Genomic DNA, 10,994 nt, shown 5'->3' with positions numbered 1-10,994 from the left:
CACCACGCGGCGCGCTCAGCGCAGCCGCACGAAGCCCCAGCGCACCCCGGCCGGCGGCGCCTGACCGTTCGACGAGAACGTGATGAAGGCCGACCGGCCGGCGGGGATGCCGAAGCGCACGTAGCTGCTGGTGCCGCCGGCGAGAATGATGCGCTGCGGGCTCGAGCTCGTGAGGAGCCGGGCACTGATCGGATACACCCCGAGCGGGCTGCCGCTGATACGCAGCCCCGGGAAGATGCTCCGGAAATTCCACGCCGGGTTCACGTAGCGGGGATCGAGCAGCGCCGTCTGCGCCGTGGAGAAGTCGTCGCCGATGAGCGAGACGGCCCAGTCGATCAGATAATCGCTGAAGCCACCACTCGTGAGCACGTTCTGCAGATTCGCCACGCCGGTCGTGCGCGAGTTGACGAGGGCGCGGAAGAAGGCGGCCTCGCCCGCGGCGCCCTGCCGCGCCGCCGCGAAGCGCAGGAAGTTCCAGGTCGCGCCGCGCGTGGAGAGCGAATCGTTCGGCGCGTACGGCGAGTTCGACTCCGTCGCGGTGATGAACCGCTGGAAGCGCAGGAAGTTGAGGGCGGCGTACGTATTGAACTGCGACTGCCGGGTGGTGTTCGCGGTGACGTCGGGGAGCCCCAGATTCTGGCGGGTGCCGAAGCCCGAGATGCGGAAGTACAAGAGCTCTTCGGCCACGTGCGCGAGCCCTTCATCGAGCCACGTTTCTTCGTTCGACGCCGCACCGGGGTTCACGTAAAGCCGACGCGAGGCGTTGATGAGATGCTGGAACTCGTGCGCGATCGTGGACTGATTGCTGCTGGTGACCTCATCCTTCGTGCGCTTGTTCCCGTTGATCTCGCCGTTCGGATCGGGGACGAGCAGATAGAACATCTCATTCTCGTTCGACGCACTGCACGCGCCGAGTGAACCGCTCGCCTTCTTGGGATAGAGATCCCGCGCGAAGAAGAAGCCGCCGATGGTGAAGTTCGCGTTGCGCGGCGTCAGTTCGTTCACGGCCTTCGTGAAGAACAGAATGATGCGTCCGTAGCTGCTGATGTTCGTGGGCGCGCCGAACGCCGCCGTGTCCATCGGGAAGATCAGCGTGTCGAACGTGGCGAGGATGCCCTGATAGTCGGCGTCGGTGTAGCCGCCGCTCGGATTGTCGACATCGCTCACCACCATCGCGCGGCTGCTGACGGCTGCCACGCGCCCGGTGCGGGTATTGGGGTTGGAGCACGCCTGGCTCGCGTTGGCATTCAGCTTGATCTGATCGCCCACATTGGGGGTCGCGACGGCATAGCTGAAGCGCCCGCGGCTGCCGTACCAGCTGCGCGCATCGTCCACGAGCGGTGCCAGCTCCTTGCGCGCCACTTCGCGCCGCGCGAACTCGGCTTCGCGGACCGCGTTGCGATCATCGACCTCGGCGCCCACCGGAATGTCGCCGATCGTGGCGGTGCTGGTGCTGCCGAGCGCCTGGGCGGCCGAGAGCGACACGGTGGTGGGGCCCGTGTTCCCGATCCCCAGGACATCAACGTAGCTGCCGACGCCGAAGTTGCTGGTGGTGTTGAACAGCGCGAGGCCGTATTCGGCGTTCACGCCAGCGGGGGCGGCGAGGCACAGGCTCACGCTCGTGGCGCCGGCGGCGGGCGTGCGCACTTCGCCCAGCGTCATGGTGACGGGCGACGCCGTGCCGCAGGCGCCGCTGCCGGCGGGGCCGATGCTGACCGGTACGGTATCGGCCTTGCCGGCGTTTTCGGCGGCCACGATGCGCGCGGTGCCCTGCGCGAGCGCCGTGACGAGGCCCGTGCTGCTCACCGATGCGAGCGAGGCGTCGAGGGTGGTGAAGGTGATCGTCTGGCCGGCGATGGTGTTGCCGAAGGCATCACGCACCGAGCCGCGGACGCGAATCGTGTCGCCGACGCCAAGTGCGGTGGCTTCGGGAGTCGCCACGACCGAGGCGACCGGGCCGGCGATGACCGTGGCGGTGAAGACCGCGGGATTGAGCCCGTTCACCTGCGCGGCGACGCGCGCCGTGCCGATGGTGGGGCCCATCGTCCAGGTGGTGGTGGCGATGCCGCTGCCATCGGTGGTGGACGACCGGGCGCTCAGGGTGCCGGAGGCGGCGCCCAGATCCCAGTCCACGCGATAGCCCTTGACCCCCTTGCCGGCGGCATCGGTCACGACGACCGAGAGCGGCGTGGCGAGCGGCTGGCCGGCGACCGCGGTTTGGTTGTTGCCCGCCTGCACGACGATGGTCGTGGGCACGGCGGTGGGGGCCGTGCTTTCGCGCGAGCAGGCGCTGACGAGCGCGGACGCAGCGAGGGCGGCCAGGAGCGCGGCCAGGCGGACGGAACGGAATTCGCGAAAGGACATAGCGGTGAACGATGGTGACGGCACTGCTGCAAGGGAACACGCACGAGCGCGCCTCCCCCACGACCTCGGTGTACATTCCACGAAGCGATCCATCGGCATTCTATTCCCTTGGGACTCCCCGCCATGGCCACCACCCTCCCCACCGACGCCATGGTGACCGCTGACGGTCACCTCCGGCATCGTCGCCCCTACGACAACGTCCTCGATACCATCGGCTGGACGCCGCTGATCCGCCTGTCGCGGGTGGCGAAGGGGATCCGCACCCCGCTCTTCGGGAAGGCGGACTTCTTTAACCCCGGTGGCAGCGTCAAGGATCGCATCGGACTGCCGATGATCGAGGCCCACGAAGCCGCCGGCACGCTCAAGCCGGGGGGGACGATCGTCGAGGCCACGAGCGGCAATACGGGGGTGGGGCTCGCGATCGCCGCGGCGCTCAAGGGCTACAAGTGCATCTTCACCATGCCCGACAAGATGAGCCAGGAGAAGGTCCGGCTCCTCAAGGCGTTCGGTGCCGAAGTGATCATCACGCCCACCGCCGTGCCCCCCGATCATCCGCAGAACTATGTGCAGATGGCCAAGCGCATCGTGCGGGAGACGCCGGGTGCGGTGCTGGCGGGGCAGTTCGAGAATCCGGCGAATCCGGCGGCGCATGTCGCCACGACCGGCCCGGAACTCTGGGAGCAGACCGGCGGGCGCATCACGCACTTCGTGGCCGGTGCCGGCACCGGGGGCACCATTACGGGCGTGGCGCGCTACCTCAAGTCGATGAATCCGAACATCAAGATCATCGCGGCCGACCCCATGGGCTCCGTGCTTGCCGAACTGTGGCGCAGCAAGGGCGAAGGGCATCCGAGTGGGGCGCCGTACAAGGTCGAAGGCGTGGGGCAGGACTGTGTGCCGAAGACGCTCGACATGGACGTCATCGACGAATTCATCTCGGTGAGCGACAAGGATGCCTTCAGCATGGCGCGGCGCCTCACGCGCGAAGAAGGGATCTTCGTGGGAGGCAGCGCCGGCATGATCGCGCACGCCGCGCTTACGGTCGCGCGCCGGCTCGATGATCCCAACGCCTGCGTCGTCACCTTCCTCTGCGACACGGGCGAGCGCTATCTCAGCAAGGTGTTCAACGACGAGTGGATGCGCGAGAATCAGCTGCTCGACACGCCGCAGACGAACATCGCGAGTGTGCTGGGCAACAAGGACGCGAGCGCGCCCGCCATCGTGAGCGTCTCCCCCGGTGCCACGGTGCGGCAGACGATTCGTCTGCTCGCGCTGCACAACGTGTCGCAGGCACCGGTGATGGACGGCGCGATGTGCGTGGGGAGCGTGGCCGAGTCGCAGCTCACCTCGCAGTCCCTGGCCGATCCCAAGGTGCTCGACAAGACGGTGAGTGATGTGATGGATCAGCCGTTCCCCGTCGTCGACGCCGACGCGCCCGTGGAAGGCGTGGCGAAGATGCTGTCGAAGTCGAATCGGGCGGTGCTGATGCGGAAGGATGGAGTGATCCAGGGAATCGTCACGCGCTTTGATGTCCTCGAGTACCTCATGCATCGCTAGTGGGCGGGATGGTCACCCCTGAGAGATCAGGGGGGAGAACGTCAGGGGGGAGAGCTCAGGACTGCATGCGGTCCTGAGCTCTTCCCCCTGACGTTCTTCTGCCTGAGCTCTCGGGGGTTGCTCACCTCTCATCTCCGATTTCGGAGCCCTCGTGACCTCCCCTCCCCTCGCCCGTCTCCCCACTACGGGTGCCGACGGCGCGATGCGGCCTTGGAGGCGACCCGTCACCTGTACCAGCCTTCATGATCGACGTACTCGACCGGTTCACCGACGCGCTCGGTGCACCTCTGCGGGACTTCAGCCGCGGGCGCCTGGCCGCCCTGCTGGCCGACCCGCGTCCGTCCACGTGGGAAGACGCCCACGGCGTGGTCCTCAACACCGACGGCCTCACGCTCTGGCAGGCGTGGATCGCGATTGACCCCGAGGCGCCGCGGACCGGGCGGCATGTCACCCTCGACCCGTGGGATCGGGTGATCATCCTGCAGGAGTGGGAGCGCGTCCCCGATCCGGCCATCCTCGACCGCGTGATGGCGTACGCCCTGGCACAGACGCCGTAGCGGCTGACGCCTAGATTGCGGGGCATCATGAGTGAATCCGCCCCGACCGCCCCGCTGCGCATCACCGTCCTGCTTGGCGGCGTGTCCGCCGAGCGCGATGTCTCCCTCTCCAGTGGCCTCCGCATCGCGGTCGCCCTGCGTGAGAAGGGGCACGACGTCACCTGTCTCGACCCCGCCGATGGCGTGCTCACGCGCGAGACAGAACGGAGCCTGCTGGCCGGCGGCGTGGGCAGCGCCCCGCCGTCACTCGACCAGCTGGCCGGCCTTGCCGCCGAGTCGCTGAGCCCGGTGCTTGGCACCCTGCCCGAGATCACCGAGGCCGACTGTGTCTTTCTGGCGCTGCACGGCGGCCAGGGGGAAGACGGCACGATTCAGGCGCTCCTCGATCTGGCCGGCGTGACCTACACCGGCAGCGGGCATCTCGCGAGCGCGCTGGCGATGGACAAGCATCTCACCAAGGTGGTGCTGCGCGCGGCCGGCGTGCAGACCGCCGACTGGATCATGGCCACGCCCGGCGTCGATCCCGATGCCGAGGCCGTGGGGGCCCAGCTCGGCTGGCCGCTCATCGTGAAGCCGTCCAAGCAGGGGAGCACGGTGGGGCTGTCGATCGTGCGCGCCCCCGCCGAGCTGGCGCCGGCGGTGCGCGAGGCGTTCCGCTACGACGACGAAGTGATGCTCGAGCGGTTCGTGCCGGGGCAGGAATTGACCGTCGGCATTCTGGGCGACGCCGTGCTGCCGACGATCGAGATCCAGCCGGTGAAGGAGCTCTACGATTACGAGTGCAAGTACACGCCGGGGATGGCCAAGGAGTTCGTGGCAACGCTCGATTCGCGAGTGCAAGCAAAGCTGAACGACCAGGCCCGGCGGGCGTTCGACGCCCTCAAGCTGGGCGGTTATGCGCGCATCGACTTCCGGCTGGATCCTCAGGGGGAGCCGTGGTGTCTGGAGGCCAACACGTTGCCGGGGATGACGCCTACCAGTCTTATCCCACAGGCGGCGGCGGCGGCCGGCGTCTTGTTTCCCGACCTGTGCGAGCGCATCGTGCACTTGGCGCTCGCGGCGCGAAAGCGCTGACGCGTTGCCTTCCTTCTTCGTACGTCTGCCTGCCTCGCTCGCATGTCCTACGTGACCTACGACGATTTTGACCCACCGCGCAGTCCGTCGGCTGTGTACTGGCTGATCGGCCTGTGCGTGGGTGTGTACTTCGTGCAGGAGACGCTCGTCGGCGCGGCGAACATGACGAACTGGCTCGGCTACGCGTCGGGCGATCTTGCGTCGCGTTCGCTGTGGACGGTGGTGACGTACATGTTCGCGCACGGCAGCCTGATGCATCTGCCGCTGAACATGTGGACGCTCTGGCTCTTCGGGCCGCGCGTCGAGCGCGCGTGGGGGGCGAGCACGTTCACCTGGTACTACCTCTGGTGTGGCGTGGGTGGCTGGGCCTTCCACTACATGTTCCAGCGCGGCGGCGGCACGCTGATTGGCGCGAGTGCGGCCATTCTCGGTGTGGCGGTGGCATACGCGAGCCGCTGGCCCGACGATGAAGTGCTCTTCTTCGGTGTGGTGCCGATGAAGGTGCGGTGGCTCGTGGTGTTCATGGCGCTGATCAACATCACGATGGCGGTGGTCGATGCCGGCTCGCTGGGTGGCACCGCGTACGCGGCGCACATCGGCGGTATGGTAGCCGGCTGGGTGTATCTGCGCGTGCCGGGCGCGGGGAGTCTCGATCGCTTCCGTCGCCGCATTGCGCCGGCGCCGGATTACGGCGATGAGCCGCCGCGCGCCGTGCCCAAGACGAGCCGTCCGCGGCCCGAGCGCGAGATCGACGATATCGTGGCGCAGAGCAAGGCGGCGGTGGCGCGGGTGCGCCCGCCGGCCCCCCGTCCGGCACCGGCGCAGCCGGCACCCGTGTCGCCGACGCAGCCCAGCACGGCGCTCGATGCGGTGCTCGACAAGATCAACGCCGAGGGGCTCGCGAGCCTCACCCCGGCGGAGAAGCTGCTGCTGGACGAGTGGAGCAGGAAGCTGCGGTCACTGAGCTGACCGCGCGCGCACCACGGGCCGCCTGATGGGCGGCCCGTTTACATTTCGGCCATGCCCAAGCCAGAACTGCTCGAGACGTTCCCGAATCCCTATGCGGATCGGGCTTACGAGATCTACATGGAGACGGACGAGTTCACGTCACTCTGTCCGCTTGGCGGCGTCGAAACCGACGCCGTGGAACTGAAGCTGCTCGAAGGCGGCGCGCCGGACTTCGCGACGATCAAGGTCACGTACACGCCGGCCGAGAAGTGTCTCGAGCTCAAGAGCCTCAAGCTCTACTTCTGGAGCTTCCGGAACGACGGGATTTTTTACGAGCGCGCCGTGAACCGCATTCTCGATGATCTCGTGGCGGCGTGTCAGCCGCGCGCGCTGACGGTCGTCGGCGATTTTGCGGTGCGTGGTGGGCTCAAGAGCATCATCACGGCGAGCTACACCGCCTAACTCTGGCTGAGGATCGGACGATGCGCGTCCTGCTTCTGTTGGCGTTGGCTGCCGCGCCGCTTGCTGCGCAGCAGCCGCAACACCTGACCGGCGGCAACGAAGGCAAGCGACCGATCGGGTGGCAGGTGCGTACGGATGCCGCGGGTGGTATGCATGACATGCACGGCGGTGGCGCCGACACGGTGGCGTTCACGCAGATGACGCCGGGCTTCCACGTGACGATGGGGCCGGCTGCAATTCTGTATCACCCCGACAGCACGGCGAAGGGCACGTTTGCCGTGGAAACGGGCATCTTCCTGTTCCCCACCAAGGGCCGCGATCAGGAGGGATATGGCCTGTTTGTCGGTGGCGCCGACCTGGCCGGGGCGGGGCAGCGCTACACCTACTTCCTGCTCCGGAACGACGGGAAGTTCCTCATCAAGCAGCGAGTGGGCGAGCAGACCACGACGCTGGTGGACTGGGCGCCGCTGGCCGCGATCAAGCCGCAGGCGGGCGCTGACGCGATGCGGAACGACCTCCGGATCGAGGCCGGGCCGGATTCGGTGCGGTTCCTGGTGAACGGCACGCCGGCGGCCAGCCTGCCGCGCGCGCGGGTGCGGCCGGACGGGGTGTTCGGCCTGCGCCTGAACCACGCGGTGAATGCGCACGTGGTGCACGTGAAGCGAAGCAACTAGGCGCGATGGCCGGCCCCCGGTTCCTTTCGGACGGGGGCTGGCTATATTGCAAGGCTCTGGTCGGCGGACGCGCTGGCTGGGGTATGGCTAGGTAGCTCAGTTGGTAGAGCAGCGGACTGAAAATCCGCGTGTCGGCGGTTCGATTCCGTCCCTAGCCACTGGACACACACGAAGCGGCGCCCTGACTCGGTCGGGGCGCCGTTTTGCGTTCGGGAGGATGTGAGCGCGCCACCGGCCGCCGCATTGCCGGGCACAGGGGGTCCGCAGACCGCGCCAATCGTTCGACGCGTGGCGTGCACTAGGCCATCGTCCGGGCACGCAGCGCGCGGTAGATGTCGGTCTCCCCCTCCCACGTCGTACGCGCGACCATGCGCACGACTTCGCGCCGATGTGGCCCACTTCATCCGGGACTTCGGCTCCGTGGATGTTCTAGAGTGCGGCGAGGGCCGGCGGTAGCATATGCCGGGTGGGCTTCACTCTCATGACAACTGGCAATGCTTGCGACACTACTTCCACTCCTCAGCGATGGCCTCCTCATCAGCCGAGCTGACGGCTATATCGAGCACGCCAACCCCGCGGCATGCGAACTACTCGGTCGTCCCGAGTCCGCTCTCCAGGGCGTGCACGAATCCGAGGTGTGGCGTCCGCGCGAGGACCACGATGTACTCGGGGAGCGACGCGTCGGTGCGGTCATCCACGGTCGGGCCACGATCACGCGGCCCGACGGCGCCGAGGGTGTCATCGAGTATCTCTCGACGGTGGTGGCGAAGGGGGAGTCGCAGCAGGCGTGCACGCTCCTGCGCCCCATTCGAGACCCGGCCCACCTCTCCGAGGAACTCGACCGTCAGGCGCGCCGGTTCCGCACGATGTTCAATGGACTGCGCGAGGCGGTGTGCTTCCTCACACCGATTCGCGGGGCCGACGGGGCGATCGTTTCCTTCGCCTTTCCTGAAGCGAACGACGCGATGCAGCGACAGATGGGCGTCGGCCCGCTCTCAGGTCGCTCAATGGAAGAGGTGCTGGGATCGTCGGTGTTCCATGCGCGCGTGGCGGACCGTGTCCAGCGGTACTCCGCCGTACTGCGCACCGGAGAGGCGTGGGAATACGAGGTCCGTACGAACGGGCGCGTCAACTCGATACGGGTGTTTCGCCACTCTGACGACACGATCGGCGTCACGTCGATCGACTTGACGGAACAACTGGAGACCGTGCGCGCGCTCACGATTGCCGAGCAGCGGGGCGATGACACGGCCGAGGAATTGCGCGCCGTCCTTGACGCGGTGCCAGCCGCGGTCTGGATTGCGCGCGACGTGCAGGCTAACCACATCGATTCGAACGCGTACGGTCAACGTCTGCTCCGCACGGCTGCGGGAGCCAACGTCTCCATCACGGCGCCGGTCGACGAGCGCCCGCGCCACTTCACGCAATGCGGGATGGCCGGCCCATCGCCGAAGACGATCTCCCGCTCCAGCAGTCCGCTCGCCTCGGCCGCTCTGTTCGCGATGCCGAACTCGATCTGCTCTTCGATGACGGCGAGGTCCGACATCTGCTCGGTGGCAGTGAGCCGCTGCGTGATGGCACCGGACGGGTTCGCGGGTCGGTGGGCGCCTTCATCGACATCACCGCGCGACGCCGGAACGAGCGAGCGCTGGCCGATGCGCTGGCGCGCTTCGACGCGTTCATGCAGGCGCTCCCGGCGATCGCCTTTGTGAAGGATGCCGAGGGGCGCATGATTTATCTGAACCCCTTCGCGGAGCAGGCGCTTGGCTGGACCCGCGACGCTTGGTGGAATCGCACGGCGCTCGACCTCTTCCCACCGGAGATGGCGGACAGCGTCGAGCAGGATGACGCGCGGGCACTGGCCTCAGACGCGCCGGTCGTCACGTTGCGCCGGACGGGAGACGAAGCCAGCGGGACGCTCCGCTGGTGGAACACCATCCGGTTCGCGATCCGGGAATCCACGGGGCGGCCGCTCTTGGCTGGCATCTCGATTGATGTGACCGAACAGCAGCGGGCGCAGGAGGCCCTAAGAGCCAGCGAGGCGCGCGCCCGTCAGGCGCAACAGGAGCTGGAGCAGGCGATCGAGGTGTCGCGTCGCACGGAGGAGAAGTTTCGGCAGTCGCAAAAGATGGAGGCGGTGGGCCGACTGGCCGGCGGCATCGCGCACGACTTCAACAATCTGCTCACGGTCATTCTCGGCAACGGCGAACTGCTCGCGGAGAAACTGCGCAGCGATCCGCTGAAGGTCGAGACGGAAGAGATTCTGGGAGCCGGTCGGCGCGCCAGTGACCTGACCCGACAGCTCCTCGCGTTCTCCCGGAAGCAGGCGCTGGAGCCTCGGGTGCTCAATCTGAACACCGTGATCTCCGGGATGGAGCCGCTGTTACGTCGCCTGCTCGGCGAGGACATCGAGCTGGCGTTCCTACTCTCGCAGCGGCTGTACCTTACCCGCGTCGATCCGAGCCAGATCGAACAGGTCCTGCTGAATCTGGTGGTGAATGCACGAGACGCGATGCCCACTGGCGGACGTCTGACCATCGAGACTTCCAATGTCACGCTCGACGACGAGTATGTGCGTACCCATCCGGAAGCGATAGCCGGACCGCACGCGATGCTCTCCGTTAGCGACACCGGTTCTGGCATGTCCCAGGAGGTGCAATCGCATCTCTTTGAACCGTTCTTCACCACCAAAGAGCAGGGAAAAGGCACCGGCCTTGGCCTTTCAACCGTCTACGGCATTGTCCGGCAGAGTGGTGGTGTGCTTTGGGTGTACAGTGAGCCCGGGCAAGGGTCGATCTTCAAAGTGTACATTCCTCAAGCGGGCGAGGTGGAGGACCCCGTACCGCCTCCCCGTCCGGACACGGCTACCCTCCGCGGCACGGAGACGATCCTGCTGGTCGAAGACGACGCCAAGGTCCGCCTGGTGCTCTCGGCCATACTGAAACGTGCGGGATATCACGTGATCGAGGCGGCCAACGGCGGCGAGGCGCTGCTGATTTGCGAGCAGCATGGTGGCACGATTCCGCTCATGCTGACCGACATCGTGATGCCCAAGATGAACGGGCGCCAGCTGGCGGAGCGGCTGCGGCGCATTCGCCCTGACCTGCGCGTGGTGTTCATGTCGGGGTATACGGAGAACGTGGTCGTCCACCACGGTGTGGTGGATTCAGGGATCGACTTCCTGCAGAAGCCGCTGACGGCGGAGGTGCTGCTGCCCAAGATTCGTGAGGTGCTGGACCGCCGAGTGTGACCAATCTGACACCAGTCTGGCGACCACGCGGGGCGTTCTCGCCCGAGGCGATGGTGCAAGTGATTGCTATTAAAGCGTTTGACGACAATCGCCCAGCGTCGGTGCGCG

General features: G+C 67.0%; 9 protein-coding genes and 1 tRNA gene. 9 read left to right on the top strand and 1 reads right to left on the bottom strand.

Annotation, left to right across the window (positions count from 1 at the left end; all coding sequences use genetic code 11):
- Window positions 1-15 precede the first annotated feature (15 nt).
- Entirely contained in the window at window positions 16-2,364 is a 2,349-nt protein-coding gene (locus K2R93_10030) for an Ig-like domain-containing protein (protein MBY0490165.1), read from the bottom strand.
- Between the two features lie 123 nt (window positions 2,365-2,487).
- On the opposite strand from K2R93_10030, the gene K2R93_10025 reads away from it, so the two are divergent.
- From K2R93_10025 to K2R93_09985, 9 genes are all read left to right on the top strand, one after another.
- Entirely contained in the window at window positions 2,488-3,921 is a 1,434-nt protein-coding gene (locus tag K2R93_10025; GenBank protein ID MBY0490164.1) for a cystathionine beta-synthase, read from the top strand.
- Window positions 3,922-4,163: 242 nt separating this feature from the next.
- Window positions 4,164-4,478, top strand: coding sequence for a hypothetical protein (locus K2R93_10020; protein MBY0490163.1), 315 nt, complete (start codon window positions 4,164-4,166; stop codon window positions 4,476-4,478).
- 27 nt (window positions 4,479-4,505) lie between these two features.
- Complete coding sequence (locus K2R93_10015) at window positions 4,506-5,552, top strand: D-alanine--D-alanine ligase (protein MBY0490162.1); 1,047 nt, start codon at window positions 4,506-4,508, stop codon at window positions 5,550-5,552.
- Window positions 5,553-5,594: 42 nt separating this feature from the next.
- Window positions 5,595-6,521, top strand: a complete 927-nt coding sequence (locus tag K2R93_10010; GenBank protein MBY0490161.1) for a rhomboid family intramembrane serine protease — start codon at window positions 5,595-5,597, stop codon at window positions 6,519-6,521.
- 51 nt (window positions 6,522-6,572) lie between these two features.
- Window positions 6,573-6,962 (top strand): preQ(1) synthase, encoded by a 390-nt coding sequence (gene queF, locus K2R93_10005; GenBank protein MBY0490160.1) that lies wholly within the window; start codon window positions 6,573-6,575, stop codon window positions 6,960-6,962.
- Between the two features lie 20 nt (window positions 6,963-6,982).
- Window positions 6,983-7,636 (top strand): hypothetical protein, encoded by a 654-nt coding sequence (locus K2R93_10000; protein ID MBY0490159.1) that lies wholly within the window; start codon window positions 6,983-6,985, stop codon window positions 7,634-7,636.
- Window positions 7,637-7,721: 85 nt separating this feature from the next.
- A tRNA-Phe gene (locus K2R93_09995) sits at window positions 7,722-7,794 on the top strand.
- Between the two features lie 336 nt (window positions 7,795-8,130).
- Window positions 8,131-9,348, top strand: a complete 1,218-nt coding sequence (locus tag K2R93_09990; protein MBY0490158.1) for a PAS domain-containing protein — start codon at window positions 8,131-8,133, stop codon at window positions 9,346-9,348.
- A complete protein-coding gene (locus tag K2R93_09985; GenBank protein ID MBY0490157.1) occupies window positions 9,237-10,886 on the top strand; it encodes a response regulator in 1,650 nt (549 codons plus the stop codon). Before K2R93_09990 ends, K2R93_09985 begins: the two co-directional genes overlap by 112 nt.
- Window positions 10,887-10,994: the final 108 nt, after the last annotated feature.

The organism is Gemmatimonadaceae bacterium (assembly GCA_019752115.1).
GTDB lineage: Bacteria > Gemmatimonadota > Gemmatimonadetes > Gemmatimonadales > Gemmatimonadaceae > Gemmatimonas.
Note: the sequence above shows the minus strand (reverse complement) of the source record. Positions and strands in the feature narration are given on the sequence as shown.

Excerpts from the sequence above, each read along its gene's own strand:
- K2R93_10030 (MBY0490165.1), bottom strand. The coding sequence starts at position 2,364 with ATGTCCTTTCGCGAATTCCGTTCCGTCCGCCTGGCCGCGCTCCTGGCC.
- K2R93_10025 (MBY0490164.1), top strand. The coding sequence starts at position 2,488 with ATGGCCACCACCCTCCCCACCGACGCCATGGTGACCGCTGACGGTCAC.
- K2R93_10020 (MBY0490163.1), top strand. The coding sequence starts at position 4,164 with ATGATCGACGTACTCGACCGGTTCACCGACGCGCTCGGTGCACCTCTG.
- K2R93_10015 (MBY0490162.1), top strand. The coding sequence starts at position 4,506 with ATGAGTGAATCCGCCCCGACCGCCCCGCTGCGCATCACCGTCCTGCTT.
- K2R93_10010 (MBY0490161.1), top strand. The coding sequence starts at position 5,595 with ATGTCCTACGTGACCTACGACGATTTTGACCCACCGCGCAGTCCGTCG.
- queF (MBY0490160.1), top strand. The coding sequence starts at position 6,573 with ATGCCCAAGCCAGAACTGCTCGAGACGTTCCCGAATCCCTATGCGGAT.
- K2R93_10000 (MBY0490159.1), top strand. The coding sequence starts at position 6,983 with ATGCGCGTCCTGCTTCTGTTGGCGTTGGCTGCCGCGCCGCTTGCTGCG.
- K2R93_09990 (MBY0490158.1), top strand. The coding sequence starts at position 8,131 with ATGCTTGCGACACTACTTCCACTCCTCAGCGATGGCCTCCTCATCAGC.